Genomic DNA, 17953 nt, shown 5'->3' on the forward strand with positions numbered 1-17953 from the left:
CTTTCGCGCGATAACGACAATCTCGCGGGCCGTACCAGCGGCTATCCGCGCAGCGCTTCTCCGGCCGGCCCCAGGTCGAGGAACACGGTCTCGCCGTTGGCGTCCTCGAGCCCGTCATTGTCGGTGACAACGTACAGATTGCCGTTGCCCGCAACGGCGAAGCCTTCGACCTTCTCCTGCACGAATCCCCTGGTGGCCTGCAGGTCCGGCAGCAGGTCCCGGGCCAGCGTCTTGGGCAGCACCTTCGGCACCTCGGTGCCGCTCACCCCGTCCTCGGTGGGGATCTGCACCCGGTAGATGGCCTTGACGCGGGCATCGGGCCCGTTGAGCTTGTCCCGCTCGAGCACCAACAACGCGCCGTCATGTACCGCGATCTCGGACAATCCGATCCAATCGCCCTCGGCGTCAGTCGAATCCAGCTGATAGCCGAACCACTGCCAGGACTTGTCGGCCGGGTTGTAGCGGCCGATGCGGGCCACACCCGACGGGTCGGATTTCAGCTCACGCTGCAGCGCCACCCACACGTGATCACCATCGACGGCGACACCCTCCAGACCCTGCCCACCCAGCTCCGCGGTGATCTCGGCGCGCAGCGCGATCCGGTCCTTGATGCTGCCGTCGGTGGCGACGTTGATCAGCTCGTTGCCGGTGCCCTCCTCGCCCTCCACGGCGAGCACGAAACCGTCTGGACGCGCGGCGATTCCCTCGATGTCGAGGCTGACGGGCTTGCCGCCCTCGGTGACGACGAGCTGGCTGTCGATCAGCGCGGGCGTCTTGGACAGATCGACGCTGAGGATGCGGGCCGGGCCGTAGGCGATATCGGTGGCGGTGAACAGCCGCTCCGGGGCGGCCGGGTCCGCGGCGAGCGCGCCGAGCGCCCCCCATCCGATCGGGGCGCCGTCGAGGTCGCCCGAGATGATCGAGGGGAACGCCGGCTTGCCGCCGTCGGCGGCGAAGGCGTCGCCGTAGCCGTAGATGGTGACCGACGCCCGCACCCGGTTCTCGGCATCGTCGGCCTCCGACGAGACGACCAGCAGATTGCGTGCGGGAACGGCCAGGATGCCTTCCGGTCCTGGTGTGGTGGGCAGGATCTGCCGGAACACCGGGGCCGCCGGATCACTCACGTCATAAGCGGCGACGAAGTTGCTCCGCTCGGAGGCTACCAATGCCGTTGGACGCCCGTCGATCTCGGCGATGGCCAGGCCCTCGGGTTCGGGCCCTTTGGACTCGGCGCGCCCCTCGATGTGCAGGCCGGTCCGAACCGCGAGCTGCTCGACGGAGTTCCCGGCATCCCATACCACCTCGCCGGTGGCCGCATCGAAGACCGACCAGCCGCGGGTGCCACCCTTCCAGTCACCTTCGTTGGCGGTCGCGACATGATCGTTGCCGATCCAGCCGATCGCGTCGGGCTCGCGCGGGGCGGCCTCGATGGCACCACTCTGGTCGATGGCGCCGTCCTCGGCGGTGTCGATACCGTCGACGGCCTGGGTTCCCGCGGTGAAGATCGAGGAGACCGTGCCGGTCTTGCCGTCGATGATGGCGATGCCGTTGTTCTCCTGCAGGGTCAGCGCGACCTGACCGCGCGAGTTGATGCTGACGTATTCGGGCTCAAGGTCTTCGGGGGTGTCCAGGCCGGCGGCGCGGGCCTGCTCGACGTCGAAATCGACCTTGCGTGCGGTCCAGGCCGTGGGCGCCCCGGTCAGGGTCAGCAGCTGCAGGAACCCGGTCGGCGGCTGGGGCAGGTCGCCCTCCTCACCTCCGTCCGGGGTGAACTCCTCGTCGCGTTGGTTCTCCATGGCGATGGCGGCGAAGGAGCCGTCCGGGCTGATGGCGATCGAGTCGGGCTGGCCGCCGAGGTCGATGCTGTGTACCCGGGCCCGGTCGGCGACGCGGACGATGTCGACGCGGCCGGAGGGGTTGGCAAAGTCACCACCGGTGGTGTCGACGACGACCAGGACGAACTCGCCGTGGGCGGCCACCGAAGTCGGCTGGTCGTCGGCGTGCCCGAGCTCGGCCAGCGAAAGTGTGCCCAGCCCGGCAGGTTTCAGCGGGTCGCGGATGTCGGCGAACCCGATGCGCTTGGCCGCGGCATCGGTGTAGATCACGGTGTTGCCGTCCGGGGTGACCGTCGAGATCTCGGCGACGGTCTCGGTCGCGGGGTCCTCCGCGGCCGGGCGGTTCAGGTACACCGGGTAGGTCGCCAGGCGGTGGTACCGCTCGGCGTCGGGCAGATCGAAGTCGATCGGCGAGGTCGCGCGCTGCGTCTGCGGGACGGGCGCACCGGCGTTGTCCTCCGGTGTGCTCGGCGAGCAGGCGGCCGCGAGCAGTGCGGTGACCGCGGCGGCTGCCGTCACGCGACCCAGGTTCGACGTCATGGGGACCCCTGTTCAGTTGGCGGTGAAGTCGAGTGATCTTGACCAACCCGGATGAACGCCGGGCAACACCCAGGTGGCCAACGAGAAAGGGCCGGTCCTGAGTGACAGGACCGGCCCTTCCTACTGCTTGTTGCGATCAGACGACGTTGCCGCCGGTGTTGCCGGGGCGCCCGCCGGGGCCGCCGCCCTGACCGGGGGCTCCGTTGGACTCGCCACCGTTGCCGCCGTTGCCGCCGATGCCACCGAAGTTGCCGCTGCCGCCGTTGCCACCGCTGCCGCCGGTTCCGGAGTTGAGACCTTGGTCGCCGACGCCGTTTCCGCCGTTGCCACCGCGACCGCCGCCGGTCAGGATGCCACGACCGTCACCGCCCGAACCGCCGTCGCCGCCGATTCCGCCTTCGCCGTCGTTGGTGCCGTCGCCGCCGTTACCGCCGCGGCCACCGCCTCCGAGCACCAGACCGCTGCCACCACCGGTGCCACCGGAACCGCCTGCGCCCGTGCCGCTCTCGGATGTGCCGCCGCCACCGTTACCGCCACGACCGCCGCTACCGACGATCGCATTGTTGCCGCCGGTGCCGCCGGCGCCGCCGGTTGCGGTTCCGTCCGTCGCCGTGGCATCGCCACCGGTGCCGCCCCATCCGCCGCTACCGACCTCGACCACACCACCGGTGCCGCCCGCGCCGCCGACCGCCGAACCTCCGGCGCCGGCGGTGGCGCTACCGCCATCACCGCCGCGCCCCGGGTCGTAGAGGCCCTGGCCACCGTCGCCGCCCGCGCCACCGGTGGCGGTGCCGGCTCCGTCGCCCTGCGCGGCGCCACCGGCGCCGCCGCTACCACCGCCGCCCACGATGCCCGCGGTGCCACCGTTACCGCCGGCGCCGCCCACCGCGTTGGCGCCCTCGGCAGTGCCGCCGGCGCCGCCGTGGCCGCCATCGCCACCGATCAGGCCGGCCGCGCCACCGTCGCCACCCGCGCCACCGGTCTCGTCCGCGCCGGCCTGGTCACCGGCTCCGCCACTCCCGCCGTTACCGAAGAGCAGGCCGCCACGGCCACCGTTACCGCCGTCGGCGTTCAGGCCGGAACCGTCACCACCGCTGCCGCCGTTACCCAACAGGCCCGCCGCTCCGCCATTTCCACCGCCGAGGCCGCCGTCGCCACCGCTGCCGAGCAGACCGCCCTGGCCACCGTCGGCGCCGAAGCCACCGGCGCCGCCGTTACCGAAGAGCAGGCCGCCACGGCCGCCGTTGACGCCGGCGGTGATGGAGCTGAAGCCGTTGCCGATCAGCAGGCCGCCATCCGGATTGGACAGGGTGCCGTTGCGCACGAAGAAGCTGACGACCGGGATGCGGCCGCCGATGTCGCCGAGCAGTCCGGCGATCGCGCCGGGCAGATCGCCGAGGGTGGTCTGGGCCACCTGCAATGCTCCGGTGGCGTCGGCCACCATCACGGTGACCTCGGTGTTGGAGTCCCCGCCGGTACGCGCGACGGCGTCGGCGAGGACCTCGGGAGTGAAGGGGGCTGCGCCACTTCCGGCGGCCGCGCGCGAGGAGGACCCGCCCTCAGCCGACGAGCCGTCGGTGCCGCCACCGGTGGGAGCGAACGTGATCAGGGTGCCGCCGGTGTCTGCGGCGCCGGGCACGGCGGCCTCGGGCGCGCCGCCGATCTGCGCGCCGTACAGCGCGTTGGGCGACGGGTTGGGCGACACGGCGGCCGCCAGCACAGGTTGGGCATGCACCACCGAGGGGGCGGACACCGCTGCCGGGCCGGCTACCTCCGTCCCATTACCGTCTACCGAGATGACGGTGACGCCCGTGGTCGCCAATACACCCGCCGCCAATGCCGAAAAGATTGTGCTGGGCACGTTTCCCACCGCTGCTCCTTAACCTGACCCGATTTGCCGCCCGAAGTATGGCAGACACGCGCTTAGAAATCTCTCAGTTTGCGACAAGCCGGGCAAAAGTGTTGCGCCAGCCGTCCCACATCGGCCACTGTCCGCACTTTTCGCGCCAATACGGCGCTCACCGACGTACCTCTTGACATCGGCACAGTTTTGCTGTGGGCCCGTTTCCGCACTGGTCGCAAGTCGGGTGACCCGGTTGCTGCCCCGTACCGCACACTGTCGGGATCGGTGCGGCGCCCCGGCGCGCGGAAACAGTTCGCCGACATTGACACCGCGCGCCCGATCCGGCATTTAAAGTGCTCAGCGTGGGCAGAAACCTGTTAGCCGCGAACCGGGGACGGTGGTTGGCGATCGCCGGCTCCATCATCATCTCCGCAGGCGTGCTGTACGCCCAGAACGCGGCCCCGCGCCCGGTTGGCATTCCGGAGGCCGCCGCGCCCGGACAGGCGTCGGCCGAGCCCGCGGCGCCTCTGCTGCCCACCGGCGCCGCCCAGGCCCCCACCGAGGCCGAACTGTTGGCGGTCAGCGCACCGGTGGACACCCGGGTACTCGACTTCCCGCTCGACGCGGGCGTTACGCCCGAGCAGGGCCTGCAGGTCAAGACCATCTGGGTGGCCCGCGCCATCAGCATGATGTACCCCGAGATCACCACCATCGGCGGCTACCGCCAGGATCCGCTGAAGTGGCATCCCAACGGGCTGGCCATCGACGTGATGATCCCCAACCACGGCAGCGACGCGGGGATCGAACTCGGCAATCAGATCGCCGGACTCGCCCTGGCCAACGCCGAGCGCTGGGGCGTCATCCACGTCATCTGGCGGCAGGGCTTCTACCCGGGCATCGGCGCACCCAGCTGGACCGCCGATTACGGCTCGGAAACGCTGAACCACTTCGACCACATCCACATCGCGACCGATGGGGGCGGCTACCCCACCGGCCGCGAGTCCTACTACCTCGGTTCGATGAAGCCCTGAGCCTCAGACCGCGATCGACGGGTCCACACAGGCGCCGAGCGCCGGATCCCCGCACACCTGCAGTCCGACCAGCATCGAGGGCGGTGCCGGCGGGGTGTACGACGGGAAGTCCGGTGCGGCCGGCGGCCAGAAGGGGTAGATGCTGGCGCCGGTGACACCGGTGATCCGGGCAACGACCTGAGCCACGAAGTTCGTCGCCACATACCCCAGATCCCCGATGAACTGCACCGGCCCGACGGCCAGCCCGGCCAGCAGGCTAACTATCGGAATATTTTGTGCAGCAAGCGATTTGATGCCGCCAACGATGCCGTCGACGATATCGACCAGGAAGTACGGGATCGAGGTGAAGATGGTGCGCACCCCGAGGGCGATGTTGGTGACGGTGTCCGGGTAGCCGTTCTTCGAGATGAGGTCCTGCAGCGCCTCACGCAGCGCCGCATCGTTGTTGATCGGGATGACATTGTTGGTGAGTTCGGTCATCGACGTGCCGTCGCTCGCCCGCGGGGTCCCGCCGAACAGCGTCACCACCGTCGGGGTGACATCGACGATCTGGTACTGCAGGTTGATCGCCCCCGGCGTGAACCCGGGACCGTTGACGATGACGAATGTCTCGGTCTCGTCCGGCGATTGGAAGCCGTGCCCGAGTCCGCGCTGCGGCTGGTGTCCGTGATCGGTGACCAGGACGATGGTCCACTCCTCGTTGTTGGCCGTCTCCCAGGCGTCGACCGCGGCCATGATTTCGCCGAGGTTGCGGTCGAAGTTGTTCAGTGCCAGCTTGTATTCCTCGGAGGCGCCACCGTACATGTGGCCGTTCTCGTCGACACCCACGAAGTAACTGAAGACAAAGTTCGCGACGGTCGGGTTCGAGTCGGCGATGATCAGTTCGGTCGTGTCCCCGACCGCGTCATCGGTCTTCAGCCAGTTCGGGTCATCCTCGCGTTTCCCGATGTAGCGCACCAGATCTGCGCCCAGGTCACCACCCGCGGCGGCGATGGCGGCGATCACGTCCCAGTTGGCCACCGCCGTGGTCTGGATGCCGTCGTCGTGGTCCTCCTGAGCTGGTTGAACACCGTCGGCCACCTGTTGTACGTCCACGGCGTGAAGATGTTGTTGATGACGCCGGTCTTCTCGCCCCAGTTGCCGGTCAGGATGGTCGACCAGGACGGGTTGGAGATGGTGGTGTGCCCGACGATGCTCGACGGGGCGGTCGAGCTGCCCTGGATGAGGTTGAAGAAGTTGACGTTGGTCGGGTCGGCGAGCACCCGGCTGAGGTTGGTGCCGTCCACTCCGATCACCAAGACGTTCGGGGTGTCCACCGAGGCGATGCCGACCTGCGGTCCGCTGGTGGCGTTGCGGCGCAAGGTGTTGCGTTCCAGCTCGTCACGTACCGCGCCGAGCGCCGCCAACGCCGCGGGCGCTTCCACCGGCGGGGTTCCAGGATCCGGATTGACCAGTGGCGCCGCCGGGTTCACCGGGATGGTGATGAGCGTGACGGCCGGCTCGGCCGGCGCGCCCGCCGACAACGGGCTGGTCTTGGCGGTGCGTGCGGTCTTCGCGCGCAGCGGGGACGTGCGGTCGGCCAGCGGCACGGCACCGGAGCCCGAGCCGGCGGCCGACCGGGCCGACCGGGTGGTCTTCTGCTCTCCGGTGCTCGACGAGCTCGAGTTCGACGACGTGCTGCTGCTGCCGGTGTTCGACGAGCTTGAGGAACTGGTCGAACTCGAAGACGACGAGGAAGAGGACGACGAGTCCCCCGTCTCGGCGAACGCGGTCGGCGCCGACGCCAGTGCCACCCCCACCCCCAGAGTTACCGCCAAAGCGCCGACCCGACCGATGTGCTTGGCGTAACCCATGGAGTTCCTTCCGACGTCCGCGGGCCGGGGCGGCGCACGGTTTCGATCGATTCGCTTCGCGGCGTTGCTATCGTCGCCTGATCGTTGCCACACGCTGCTCGCCGAATCTGTACCGCAAATTACCGCTCGGACACCGCCCGATGGACACGAATGCACGAGTTGGCCCCACGCCGATCCGCGGTGTCGCCGCCCGGCTCGTTGCGGCCTTCGGGATGCTCATCGTGCTCGCGGGATGCTCGGACAGGTCGGACCCGAGGGCGGTGGAATCGTCCTCGCTTCCCCCGGTGGCGACGGAAACCTCAACGCCCACAACACCACCACCAGCACCGCCCACGCCGGCGCCGGCCCAGCCCCGGCTGGCACCTGAGCCCGCTCAAGTGGCCGACGACCTGGTGGCCGACGAGCAGACGCTACGGAATCCGTCGTCCACGCCCGAGGCGCGCCGCGCCGCCGCCCGTCGTCAGCAGGCCGCCTACCGCGTCATCGGCAGACACCCGGAATGGGATGGGGTGACCCGTCCCCGCATCCCGCCGCCGTTGCTGACGGCCTATGACCTCAACATCGAGGCGCGGCGGCACCTCGATGCGCTGCTGACCGGTGAGGCCAAGGACACCCTGCCGGCATGGCGGATCGAGGCGCCGCGTCCCGCCGAGGAGCTGCTGGCCCACTACCGCGCGTCCGAGGCCGCCTCAGGTGTCGGCTGGAACTACCTGGCCGCGGTGAATCTGATCGAGACCCGGTTGGGCAGCATCGCGGGTACCAGCACCGCGGGCGCGCAGGGGCCCATGCAGTTTCTGCCGTCGACATTCGCCGCCTACGGCGGGGGCGGTGATATCCACGCACCGCGCGACAGCATCATGGCCGCCGGGCGGTATCTGGCCGCCAACGGTTTCGTCACCGATCCCGATCACGCCCTGTACCGCTACAACAACTCCGACCACTACGTGCAGGCGGTCAAGAACTACGCCGCCGTGCTGGCCGCCGATCCCGCGGCGTTCGCCGGCTATCACGACTGGGAGGTGTACTACCGGACGACGGCCGGCGACGTGCTGCTGCCCGTCGGGTATGCGCGGACCAGCACGATCCCGGTGGCGGAGTACCTTGCCGCTCATCCGCAGTAGGCGTCGTAGCAGATTGCTACAGTGGTAGCAGACTGCTACATGCAAAGGAGCTCGTCATGGCCAATGCCGCTGATCGTGTGACCAGGGTCGCCGCCGACCTCATGGACAGCGCGGCCGCCGAAGGCGCCCGGCAGAGTCGTTCGGCCAAACAGCAGCTGGACCACTGGGCGCGGATCGGGCGGTCGGTGTCGGCCCAGCACAGCGCGGCACGCCGCAAGGTGGAGGCCGCCCTGGCGGGCGGGGTGGAATTGGCCGAGCTGACCACCGAGGAAGGTGTCGTGTTCAACGCCGAGATCTCGGCGGCCATCGAGGAAAGCCTGGCCGACACCGACTACGGGGCGCTGCTGGCCGCGCGTGGAATCACCACCGTCGCGCTGGATGCATCCGGGCAGATCATCGAATACGGCCCCGACGGCAGCTCGTCGGTGCTGCACCCGCACGGGTGAGACGCCTCGACCTCGTCGTCGGCCCCAACGGTGCGGGCAAGTCCACCTTCATCGAGTTGACGCTGGCGCCGCTGCTTCCCGGCAGCCCGGTGGTCAACGCCGATGAGATCGCCAGGCACCGGTGGCCGGGCGCCGCCGTCGATCACGCCTACGACGCGGCCCGCATCGCGGCCGACACGCGGGCGAAGCTGATCGAGCTCGGTGAGTCGTTCATCGCCGAGACGGTGTTCTCGCATCCGTCGAAACTCGCTCTGATCGACACCGCGCAGACGGCGGGCTACTCGGTGGTGCTGCACGTGGTGCTGATCCCCGAGGAACTGGCCGTCGAGCGGGTGCGGCATCGTGTCCGGGCCGGCGGACACCAGGTGCCCGAAGACAAGATCCGGCAACGGTACCGGCGACTGTGGGACCTGGTCGCCGTCGCGGGGATGCGCGCCGAGTCCACCAGCTGCTACGACAACAGTGCGCGAAGGGGCCCTCGGATCGTGGCCCAGCTCAACGCGGGGTTCGCGGTGGGCACGCCGTCATGGCCGGCGTGGACGCCGGACGTTCTGACGACGACATGGCCTGGCCTGTAACCCGTCACCGCCGATGGCAACCGCGATGGACGTCTGCGTGCTCAGGCAGCGACGACCGGACCACCCTGCGCGGCGATACCCTCGGCAGCCGCCAACAGCGGCGCGCACGCCGCACACGGATGCGGGCCCATCACCGGGTAGCCGCATCCCGGACAGGTACCCACCGTGCGTCCACTCACTGCAGCGGCACCAGCCATCGGAGTTCCTTTCGCCGTCCGCACCCGTGTACCCGGTGCGAGGGCGAATCATGCCATGTACCACCAACGATTCTGGAATCGCCGGTGAGCGTGGTCACAGCAAACCTTGGCCCGGGGACCCATGGCTAGGCTTTGAACATGAGTCTGGTCCGGGCGCGAGGCTGATCGCCGGCATGTTCATCGTCATTCTGAGCTCGGTCCTCGGGCTGGCGCACCTCTATGTGTGGAAACGGTTGATCCGAGACACCACCGTCCCCGGGCGCACCCGCTGGATCCTGACGGCTGCGTTCCTGACGCCGGCCGCCCTGCTGGTGATGACGCTGATGGTCCCGCGATTCACCGGGATCGACGAGTCCGCCTGGTTCGCGTGGCCGGGCTACATCTGGTTCGCGCTGGTCGGGTACCTGCTGCTGGCGCTGCTGCTGCTGGAGCCGGTGAGGTTGCTACTGCGCGGCTGGGTGAAACGCGGCTCGACGGTCGAGCACGCCGCTCCCGATGAGCCCTCGCCGGCGGTCAACCGGCGCGTCTTCCTGGCGCGCACCAGTGCAGTTGCGGCGGGCGTCGCGGCCTCGGGGCTGGTCGGTTACGGTGCCGCCACAGCACTCGGTCCGCCCAACGTCCTGCAGGTGCCGGTCCGGCTCGCCCGGCTGGATCCGGCGTTCAACGGATTCCGGATCGCGGTTGTCTCCGATATCCATCTGGGTCCCCTGCTCGGGCGGCGGCACACCGAGCGGATCGTCCGGCTGATCAACGAGGCCGACGCCGATCTGGTGGCCATCGTCGGCGACCTCGTCGACGGCACCGTCGAAAAGCTCGGCCATGCTGCAGAACCTCTGCAGGACTTGGTGTCTCGCGAAGGGTCCTTCTTCGTCACCGGAAATCACGAGTACTTCGTCGAGGACACGATGCCGTGGATCGATGAGCTGGAGCGGTTGGGTGTGTCGTCACTGCGCAACGAGAACACCGCGATCCGGCGTGGCGGCGCCGCGTTCGACCTGGCCGGTGTGAACGACCTCGCCGGCGAAGAGCGGGGCGACCCGCCGGATTTCGATCGTGCCCTGGCAGGCGCCGACGCGTCGCGACCGACGGTGCTGTTGGCCCACCAACCGGTGATGGTCTCGGAGGCAGCGGCCCGCGGAGTGGATCTGCAGTTGTCCGGGCATACCCACGGCGGGCAGACCTGGCCGTTCCAGTACATCGTGGAGGCGGTGCAACCGTCGCTGGCAGGGCTGTCGACCCATCAGGACACGCAGTTGTACGTCTCACGCGGGGCCGGGTTCTGGGGCCCGCCGGTGCGGGTCGGTGCGCCACCGGACATCTCGGTGCTGTCCCTGAACGCCCCGGCGTAGCAGTACTACCGTTGGGCACATGGAAAAGCACGAATTCGACCAGATGAACACCGCCGTGATCACCGAATTCCGGGAGACCGGCGGCAAGGCGGGCGGGGTGTTCGAGGGCAAACCCCTGGTCCTGGTTCACCACATCGGCGCCAAGTCCGGAATCGAACGCATCGCGCCGCTGGTACCGCTGCTGGACGACGGCCGAATCTACATCTTCGCCAGCAAGGGCGGAGCCGACACCCATCCCGACTGGTACCGCAACCTCCTCGCCCATCCGGAGATCACCGTCGAGATCGGCACCGACACCTTCGCGGCGACCGCACGGGTCCTGGAAGGCGACGAACGCGACAGCGTCTACGCGAAACAGGTTGCCGCCGAACCGCAATTCGGCGAGTATCAGCGCAAGACCGAGCGCGTCATCCCGGTGGTGGAGCTGGTCAGGGTCTCCTGACGAGCGGCGCGCGCGATCAGGGCCGGATGCGGATCGTCGCGTTGCCGCCGTCGCGTTTGGCGTCGAACATCGCTCGGTCGGCGCGCTCGATGATGGTGTCGAGCACTGTCAACGAATCCACGCCGCGATCGCCGAGGTCGGCGACCGCGACACTGGTGACGCCGACACTGGCGGTGATCGGCGGGTCCGCGGGAGCGGCGATCGCATCGCGCACGCGGTCCGATTCACGCTCCGTGCGGTCCGGTTCGGCCAGATCGATGACGACGAACTCCTCACCGCCGACGCGGGCCACCAACGCGCTGCCGCGCACGGCGGCCTTGATCCGTCGCGCGCTACGGATCAGAACCTCGTCGCCGATGGGATGGCCGTAGGCATCGTTGATGTCCTTGAAACGGTCGAGATCGACCACCATGACGTCCACCTCTGCCTCGTCGGAGGAGCTGCCGTGCAAGAGGTCGTCGATGTGCAGGTGCAGCCCGCGCCGGTTGAGCAACCCGGTCAACGGGTCGGTGACCGCCTCGTACGCATCGTTGCGCATCGCCCAGATGCCGCACTGGATGCCCAATGGCGCCGCGGCCATCGGCACCACCCACACAAGTGTCGTCACCAGGGGGTTGAGGCCGCCGAACGCCGAGCCGGCGCCCGTGACGAACAAGCATGCCGTGAGCACCACCCACAGGGCATGCCCCACAGCTAGTTTCGCGCCGTCGAAGAACATCACGTACACCGACATCAGAGCGAAGAAGTACCAACCGAACAGCGCGAACAGCCAGCTCCCATCCAGCAGCACCACCGCGGCGATCGCGATATCGGCGGATACGACGAAGGCGAGGGAAAACCACCGCGTGGGCCAGGGCAAAACACACCACGCAAGCCCCCACACAATCTGGAGAGCGGCGAACGTCGCCATGGCGGCACCGGACGCGGGGCTACCGGCGGCCGGCCACAGCAGCACCAGCGAGACGATCCCGTCGATGCCGGTGCCGACGCCGATCGCCACCTGGATCGTCCTGGACATGGTCCGCTTGGTGAAGTACTGCACCTGGGTGGCATAGGCGACCGGCTCACTCCACCAGGCACGTATGAGGCGAGCAAATACCGCGAAACTGATCGAGTACTTCGGCAATCCGTCCCCCGATGGAGCGTTCCGTCACACGGCCCTTGAGGCCTCCTCTACCGTGACGACTCGCCGTGTGGCGGCGCCGTCAATTCACCGCGAAGGATATCCGTTTTCGGATCGGCAGCAATCGTTAGCTGTCGGAGAACCCCGAAAGGGACTAACGTCGGAGCCATCCGGGTGGCGCACGGTCGGGGAACCTGTGTGAACGCTGCCGGACTTTCAGGAAGGCTCTCACGCAATGTCCAGGCAGCTGAAGCCACACTTCGAGAACGTGCAGGCGCACTACGACCTGTCCGACGATTTCTTCCGGCTGTTCCTCGACCCGACGCAGACCTACAGTTGCGCCTACTTCGAGCGTGACGACATGACGCTGGAAGAGGCGCAGATCGCCAAGATCGACCTGGCGCTGGGCAAGCTGGATCTGCAGCCGGGTATGACGCTGCTCGACGTCGGGTGCGGCTGGGGCTCGACGCTGAACCGCGCGCTGGAACGCTACGACGTCAACGTGATCGGGTTGACCCTCAGCGCGAACCAGCAGGCGCACGTCGAGCAGTTGTTCGCGGCATCGGAGAGCCCGCGCTCCAAGCGGGTCGAGTTGCGTGGCTGGGAACAATTCGACGAGCCGGTGGATCGCATCGTGTCGATCGGCGCCTTCGAGCATTTCGGCTTCGACCGATACGACGACTTCTTCGACTTCGCCTACAACGCACTGCCCGACGACGGCATCATGCTGCTGCACACCATCCTGGGTCTGCACCCCGACGAGGTCCGTGAAAAAGCCATACCGCTGAGCATGGAGATGGCCCGGTTCTGCCTATTCATGGTCCGCGAGATCTTCCCCGGCGGCCGGCTGCCGTCGGTGCGGATGGTCAACGCGCATGCGGTCAAGCCCGGTTTCACCGTCACCCGGTTCCAGTCATTGCAGCCCCACTACCCCACCACGCTGGACTACTGGTCCGCGGCGCTGGAGGCACGCAAGGACGAAGCCATCGCCCTGCAGTCCCAGGAGGTCTACGACCGCTACATGAAGTACCTACTCGGCTGCCCGCCGCTGTTCCGCAGCGGCCTGATCGACGTCGGGCAGTTCACGCTGACGAAATAGCCCGTCGTTCAACCGATTCCGCCAGGCGACTGCCAGGTCACACGGCGACCATGTCGGCCAGTCGGTCGATGATGATGTCCTCGGCCTCGCTGACCATCCGCGTGATCAACTCCTCGACCGTCGGGATATCGTGGATCAAACCCATCACCGTGCCCGCAGTCCAGATCCCGGCATCGATATCTCCGTCATCGAACACCTTGCGGCCCCGCACACCGGCCACCAGATCCTTGACATCCTCGAACTGACCACCACCCTTGAGAATGTCGACCACCTCACGCGACACCGCGTTGCTGGCAACCCGGGCGGTGTTGTGCAGGCTACGGAAGATCAGCTCGGTGCCCCGCTCATCGGTGGCCACGATCGCATCCTTGACGTTCTGATGAATACAGGACTCCACCGTCGCCATGAACCGGGTACCCATGTTCACCCCATCGGCACCCAGCGCCAACGCCGCCACCAAACCGCGCGCATCACCAAAACCACCCGAGGCGATCATCGGGATCTCGATCTCCCTGGCCGCCGCCGGAATCAGCACCAGCCCCGGAACATCGTCCTCACCCGGGTGACCCGCGCACTCGAAACCGTCGATGCTGATGCCATCCACACCCAGGGTCTGCGCCTTGACCGCGTGGCGCACCGAGGTGCACTTGTGCAGCACCTTGATCCCGTTGCCATGAAACATCGGCAGATGCGGCGCCGGATTGGAGCCCGCGGTCTCCACGATCTTCACCCCGGAGTCGACGATCACCTGGCGGTACTCGTCATAGGGCGGCGGGGTGATCGACGGCAGGATCGTCAGATTCACCCCGAACGGCTTATCGGTCAGATCGCGGGTCTTGGCGATCTCGTTGGCCAGATCGGCCGGAGTCGGCTGAGTCAACGCGGTGATGAAACCCAAACCACCCGCATTCGCGACGGCCGCGACCAACTCAGCACGACCCACCCACTGCATACCGCCCTGAGCGATCGGATGTTGCACACCGAACGCCTCGGTGAACTTGGTGACCAGTGACATAGGGCTCCTCGGCTGTGTGTGCTGCCCGTTTCGACGCAAATGAGTTCTCGCGCGCCGCTAAGATACTCAAGGTCGTACCTTGTTACATCTCACAGTACTATTGGAGCGGTACTACGTAAAGCCCTGCAGTACCATCACTTCCGTGAGTCGATCCTCATCACACGAATTCGGCACCCGCCGACGCACGGTGCTGTTCGACACCCTCATCGCGCTGTTCTTGGCCGAGGGATTCGCGCATCTGACTCTCGATGACATCGCCGCACGACTGCACTGCTCCAAGTCGACGCTGTACACCCTGGCCGGCAGCAAGGAGCAGCTCGTGCAGATGGCTACGGTCCATTTCTTCCGCCGTGCGACCGCCGATGTCGAGACCGAAGTCGCCGAGGCCGTCGGCGCGCGCGCCCAGATCTCCGCGTACCTGTCGGCGGTCGGGACGGCGCTGGATGCGGCGTCGGATCAATTCATGGCCGACTTGGACGCCTTCCCGCCATCGCGAGATGTCTATGAACGCAATACCGCGCTGGCGGCGCGCCGGGTCCAGGACATCATCGCCGCCGGTGTCGCCGGCGGCGAATTCCGCGATGTGCATGCCGCGTTCGCCGCCGATCTTGCCGCCACCATGATGGTGCGCATCCAGCAACGCACCGTGCGCGCCAACACCGGACTCGACGACGCGAGCGCCTATCGCGAACTTGCCGCCATCCTCACCACCGGCCTGAGTGCCTGACACTGTACATCTGAAGCCGGGACGTAAAGCCGCTCATGCCAACAACATCGAAGACGTTCGTGAGGGTTGCGGCGTTCCGTGCACGGCTGTCATCCGCATATACCTGAACACCGCCTCGGCCCGGTTGGACGCCTTCAACTTACGCAGAATGTGCTTGACGTGCGTCTTGACCGTGCCCTCCGAGATCACCAGATGTGTGGCGATCGCACCATTGCTCATGCCTTCGGCCATCAGCGAGACGACCTCGATCTCTCTGCGCGACAACAGCATTTCGATACTCGAATTGGCCGCCAACGATGCCGCCACCGGAGGTGTCGCGTGGTCCGCGGCGTGCCCGCGCGGCCGCCCGAGGGTCGTGCGGGCCGAACACAGGTCGTCAGCGGACGTCGCGATATCGCGCGCCATCCGCTGGATCTCATCGCGGGCGCCGCGGAGTCGCTCGCTGAGCGCGGTGCGCTGGAAGGCGTAGCCGAAGCCCTCTGTGAACATCCACAACACGGCAAGGTCTTCCTCGTCGACGTGCCGACGGCTCAGGTAACAGTCTGCGTGCAACATGCCGATGACTCGTCCGTCGGGCATGATCGGCGCTGCGACGTAGGACCGCGACAGCGAGGCCGCACCGATGGCCGCATTGATGCGCGGATCATGCTGCACGTCGCGAACAAGGACCGGTGCGCGACGCCGCATGATCTCGCTTTCGACCAGTAGGTGATCGATGTGCGCCGGGTTCGCGCGACCGGCCTCGGCAATCTCGTTGGCCCACTCCGGGTCTGCCCGGACGTGGACGTTCTCCACCCACCATGTCGAGTCTTCGACCCGGGACACGATCACCCGGTCGAAGCCGCATCTGGCCAGTTCGGCGGGCGCACGTTCCAGCATCTGTGCGACCGAGTCGACGCCGTGCAGGCGCGCGAGCGCGTTGCGGGTCGCCGCGTACCGCTCGCTGCGCTGCGCTGCTCGCACCTGCCCCAGTTGCACACGCAGGTCGGCCAATTCGGTGAGCAGTGCGACGTAGCGCGCCATGGCCGGACCGATCACTACATCGTGGTGCGAGCCGGCCAGAGCCGACAGTTGTTCGCGCGCCGTATCCAGCGCCGCCTCGATCGTGGTGAAGTTGCGTTCATCGTCGAGCACCGGGACTGCGGCAAAGCCGGGCAGCGCGGCCACTCGGTGCAGCACCGCGCAGATCTGGGCACGCAGAGCATGGTCGCGCAGCGGTGCGCCGACGACGGTCCAGTCATCCAGCGGTGTCCCATCGGCCACCGGAGGCGGCGTCTCAACCGTCGGATCGATATCGAGAAGCGGGACAAAGCTGCTCAGATCGGGAACCTCAAGGGTGGCGGTAGTCACATCCACCACGGTAGGGAGACGCATCCCACGAACCTATGGAAGCCGGTTCCAAATCTTGCCCGAAGGTCTGGAAGCTACTTCCAGTCGTCCTGGCACACGTCCAGATCCGGCTGACCCGAACCGGCGAGTCCGCCGGGGCTGAGGTTGGCGCTGACTTCGGCCAGCCTCAGTGCCGCCTCCAACTCGAGCCGGCGATCGGCCAGGGAACACGACAGGAGCTCTTTTGCCTGCTGAACGCGGTACATCACGGTGTTCTGATGCACACCCAACCGTTCGGCGGTCCTGCTCCAGCTCATGTTCTCCTCGAAATAGACCGCCAGAGTGGCCCGCAACCTGCGGTTACGCTCGGTATCGGAGCTGAGTTCACCGAGCTCATCCTCGACGAAGGCCCGGGATGCCGACAGGTCGTGGGTGAGCAGCGCGGCCAGCGCCACCTGGCGGTGATTCGTCACCGTCCCGGCCGCGTGCGAGAACACGCCGGCCATCCGGCGGGCGTCCTTGGCCTGCCGGTGGGACCGCGCAAATCCGTCGACACCCTGGCTGAACCCGCCGATCGCGGCCAGCAGCGGAACGTCGATCGACAGCTCGCCGGCCGGCTGGTCGGTGAGCGCCGGACCACTTGTCCACGCCCACACCATGGCCGAACCCGCAGGCACCACCAGCAACTCCATACCCTTGAGTTGATGAGCCAACTGCGCGGCCGCTCTTTTCAACGCCTGCAGGGGCGGCTTGTCGGGATTACGGGGGTCGCTCCACACCATCAAGGCCATGTGCGGTCGATCGAGGTTGTATCCCAGCGCAGCGCTGGTCGCGTGCAGGTCGACGGGACGACCGGCGAGGATGGCGAGGACCAGCTCGGCCCGCACCGAGTCGGCACCACGCACCCATAGCTCGCGTTCCCGTTGGTAATGCTCGACGAGATCACCCGTGATCTTCTCGCAGTACTCGTAGAGATAGGTCAGCGCGGCATTGGTGAGGTTCCACTTCACCTCCTCGGACGCGGTGAGTCCGTGAACCGCTTTGCGCAGGGCCGCGTCACAAAGACCCATCCCGATCACGTAGCAACGGGGTATCGCCGCGACGCTGATACCTCGCTGAGCCATCGTGGCCACCCAGCTGAGCGTCAGCTCCGGTGACTGTGCCGACCCCGGCTCTTCGGCCCCGGCGAAGCCGCGCAGTACCGCGTGCACATTGCTCAGCGCGGCGTCGACCGTCAGTTGTTCCAGGTCTTTGTCCTGCGCATTGTGCAGATCCGCGATCACCTCGACGGCACGCAGACCGATCCGCTCGGCCAGGTCGTTCACGTCGATCATGGCCGCCACCGCGGCGGCGTCGGGTGTTATCTGCACGAGTTCCTGAGCCAACTGCGCCCCCAATATGCGCTCACCGATCGAGTGACGGTAG

Annotated in this window: 18 protein-coding genes; 9 read left to right on the top strand and 9 right to left on the bottom strand. The window is 67.5% G+C overall.

Annotated features, from left to right (window positions below; genetic code table 11):
• Positions 1 to 41 precede the first annotated feature (41 nt).
• Together C6A86_RS16060 and C6A86_RS16065 are read right to left on the bottom strand one after the other, a co-directional pair.
• A complete protein-coding gene (locus tag C6A86_RS16060) occupies positions 42 to 2375 on the bottom strand; it encodes an esterase-like activity of phytase family protein (protein WP_311100762.1) in 2334 nt (777 codons plus the stop codon).
• Between the two features lie 136 nt (positions 2376 to 2511).
• Entirely contained in the window at positions 2512 to 4236 is a 1725-nt protein-coding gene (locus C6A86_RS16065; RefSeq protein ID WP_158263236.1) for a hypothetical protein, read from the bottom strand.
• Between the two features lie 335 nt (positions 4237 to 4571).
• On the opposite strand from C6A86_RS16065, the gene C6A86_RS16070 reads away from it, so the two are divergent.
• Positions 4572 to 5249: a glycoside hydrolase gene (locus tag C6A86_RS16070; RefSeq protein ID WP_199196082.1), complete on the top strand. Its 678-nt coding sequence runs from the start codon at positions 4572 to 4574 to the stop codon at positions 5247 to 5249.
• Positions 5250 to 5252: 3 nt separating this feature from the next.
• Here the strand turns inward: C6A86_RS16070 and C6A86_RS16075 are convergent, their stop codons facing one another.
• Together C6A86_RS16075 and C6A86_RS16080 are read right to left on the bottom strand one after the other, a co-directional pair.
• Positions 5253 to 6344 (bottom strand): alkaline phosphatase family protein, encoded by a 1092-nt coding sequence (locus C6A86_RS16075; RefSeq protein WP_311100764.1) that lies wholly within the window; start codon positions 6342 to 6344, stop codon positions 5253 to 5255.
• Positions 6251 to 6838 carry an alkaline phosphatase family protein gene (locus tag C6A86_RS16080; protein WP_311100765.1) on the bottom strand — a complete coding sequence of 196 codons (588 nt, stop codon included), beginning with the start codon at positions 6836 to 6838 and terminating at the stop codon, positions 6251 to 6253. Before C6A86_RS16080 ends, C6A86_RS16075 begins: the two co-directional genes overlap by 94 nt.
• Here C6A86_RS16080 and C6A86_RS16085 point away from each other — a divergent pair.
• The 4 genes from C6A86_RS16085 (at position 6819) to C6A86_RS16100 (ending at position 9247) form a co-directional block, all read left to right on the top strand.
• A complete protein-coding gene (locus C6A86_RS16085) occupies positions 6819 to 7097 on the top strand; it encodes a hypothetical protein (RefSeq protein ID WP_311100766.1) in 279 nt (92 codons plus the stop codon). The two genes, C6A86_RS16080 and C6A86_RS16085, sit on opposite strands and share 20 nt — an antisense overlap.
• A gap of 145 nt (positions 7098 to 7242) precedes the next feature.
• Positions 7243 to 8223: a lytic transglycosylase domain-containing protein gene (locus C6A86_RS16090; RefSeq protein WP_105362151.1), complete on the top strand. Its 981-nt coding sequence runs from the start codon at positions 7243 to 7245 to the stop codon at positions 8221 to 8223.
• A gap of 56 nt (positions 8224 to 8279) precedes the next feature.
• The gene (locus C6A86_RS16095; RefSeq protein ID WP_105362150.1) at positions 8280 to 8669 is read left to right on the top strand and encodes a TA system antitoxin ParD family protein; all 390 of its coding nucleotides are present in this window, start codon (positions 8280 to 8282) and stop codon (positions 8667 to 8669) included.
• Complete coding sequence (locus C6A86_RS16100) at positions 8666 to 9247, top strand: zeta toxin family protein (RefSeq protein ID WP_105362149.1); 582 nt, start codon at positions 8666 to 8668, stop codon at positions 9245 to 9247. Before C6A86_RS16095 ends, C6A86_RS16100 begins: the two co-directional genes overlap by 4 nt.
• A 41-nt stretch (positions 9248 to 9288) precedes the next feature.
• Here C6A86_RS16100 and C6A86_RS16105 read toward each other — a convergent pair whose 3' ends face one another.
• On the bottom strand, positions 9289 to 9444 hold the full coding sequence (locus tag C6A86_RS16105; protein WP_158263235.1) for a hypothetical protein: 156 nt from the start codon (positions 9442 to 9444) through the stop codon (positions 9289 to 9291).
• Between the two features lie 173 nt (positions 9445 to 9617).
• On the opposite strand from C6A86_RS16105, the gene C6A86_RS16110 reads away from it, so the two are divergent.
• A complete protein-coding gene (locus tag C6A86_RS16110; protein ID WP_105362148.1) occupies positions 9618 to 10793 on the top strand; it encodes a metallophosphoesterase in 1176 nt (391 codons plus the stop codon).
• A gap of 19 nt (positions 10794 to 10812) precedes the next feature.
• Positions 10813 to 11235: a nitroreductase family deazaflavin-dependent oxidoreductase gene (locus tag C6A86_RS16115; protein ID WP_105362147.1), complete on the top strand. Its 423-nt coding sequence runs from the start codon at positions 10813 to 10815 to the stop codon at positions 11233 to 11235.
• A gap of 16 nt (positions 11236 to 11251) precedes the next feature.
• Here C6A86_RS16115 and C6A86_RS16120 read toward each other — a convergent pair whose 3' ends face one another.
• The gene (locus C6A86_RS16120) at positions 11252 to 12253 is read right to left on the bottom strand and encodes a GGDEF domain-containing protein (protein ID WP_105362153.1); all 1002 of its coding nucleotides are present in this window, start codon (positions 12251 to 12253) and stop codon (positions 11252 to 11254) included.
• 340 nt (positions 12254 to 12593) lie between these two features.
• Here C6A86_RS16120 and C6A86_RS16125 point away from each other — a divergent pair, with 340 nt between their 5' ends.
• On the top strand, positions 12594 to 13457 hold the full coding sequence (locus tag C6A86_RS16125) for a cyclopropane mycolic acid synthase family methyltransferase (RefSeq protein WP_105362146.1): 864 nt from the start codon (positions 12594 to 12596) through the stop codon (positions 13455 to 13457).
• A gap of 37 nt (positions 13458 to 13494) precedes the next feature.
• On the opposite strand, the gene C6A86_RS16130 is transcribed toward C6A86_RS16125, so the two are convergent.
• Positions 13495 to 14472 carry a nitronate monooxygenase family protein gene (locus tag C6A86_RS16130; RefSeq protein WP_311100769.1) on the bottom strand — a complete coding sequence of 326 codons (978 nt, stop codon included), beginning with the start codon at positions 14470 to 14472 and terminating at the stop codon, positions 13495 to 13497.
• Between the two features lie 142 nt (positions 14473 to 14614).
• On the opposite strand from C6A86_RS16130, the gene C6A86_RS16135 reads away from it, so the two are divergent.
• Positions 14615 to 15199: a TetR/AcrR family transcriptional regulator gene (locus C6A86_RS16135; protein ID WP_105365929.1), complete on the top strand. Its 585-nt coding sequence runs from the start codon at positions 14615 to 14617 to the stop codon at positions 15197 to 15199.
• A gap of 33 nt (positions 15200 to 15232) precedes the next feature.
• On the opposite strand, the gene C6A86_RS16140 is transcribed toward C6A86_RS16135, so the two are convergent.
• Both C6A86_RS16140 and C6A86_RS16145 read right to left on the bottom strand, forming a co-directional pair.
• Complete coding sequence (locus C6A86_RS16140; protein ID WP_158263331.1) at positions 15233 to 16549, bottom strand: LuxR C-terminal-related transcriptional regulator; 1317 nt, start codon at positions 16547 to 16549, stop codon at positions 15233 to 15235.
• Positions 16550 to 16623: 74 nt separating this feature from the next.
• Entirely contained in the window at positions 16624 to 17898 is a 1275-nt protein-coding gene (locus C6A86_RS16145) for a CdaR family transcriptional regulator (RefSeq protein WP_142407083.1), read from the bottom strand.
• Between the last annotated feature and the right edge of the window lie 55 nt (positions 17899 to 17953).

Origin of the sequence: Mycobacterium sp. ITM-2016-00316 (assembly GCF_002968335.2) — a bacterium.
Taxonomy (GTDB): Bacteria; Actinomycetota; Actinomycetes; order Mycobacteriales; family Mycobacteriaceae; genus Mycobacterium.

Excerpts from the sequence above, each read along its gene's own strand:
- C6A86_RS16105 (WP_158263235.1), bottom strand. The coding sequence starts at position 9,444 with ATGGCTGGTGCCGCTGCAGTGAGTGGACGCACGGTGGGTACCTGTCCG.
- C6A86_RS16130 (WP_311100769.1), bottom strand. The coding sequence starts at position 14,472 with ATGTCACTGGTCACCAAGTTCACCGAGGCGTTCGGTGTGCAACATCCG.
- C6A86_RS16095 (WP_105362150.1), top strand. The coding sequence starts at position 8,280 with ATGGCCAATGCCGCTGATCGTGTGACCAGGGTCGCCGCCGACCTCATG.
- C6A86_RS16125 (WP_105362146.1), top strand. The coding sequence starts at position 12,594 with ATGTCCAGGCAGCTGAAGCCACACTTCGAGAACGTGCAGGCGCACTAC.
- C6A86_RS16120 (WP_105362153.1), bottom strand. The coding sequence starts at position 12,253 with ATGTCCAGGACGATCCAGGTGGCGATCGGCGTCGGCACCGGCATCGAC.
- C6A86_RS16110 (WP_105362148.1), top strand. The coding sequence starts at position 9,618 with ATGTTCATCGTCATTCTGAGCTCGGTCCTCGGGCTGGCGCACCTCTAT.
- C6A86_RS16115 (WP_105362147.1), top strand. The coding sequence starts at position 10,813 with ATGGAAAAGCACGAATTCGACCAGATGAACACCGCCGTGATCACCGAA.
- C6A86_RS16090 (WP_105362151.1), top strand. The coding sequence starts at position 7,243 with ATGGACACGAATGCACGAGTTGGCCCCACGCCGATCCGCGGTGTCGCC.
- C6A86_RS16060 (WP_311100762.1), bottom strand. The coding sequence starts at position 2,375 with ATGACGTCGAACCTGGGTCGCGTGACGGCAGCCGCCGCGGTCACCGCA.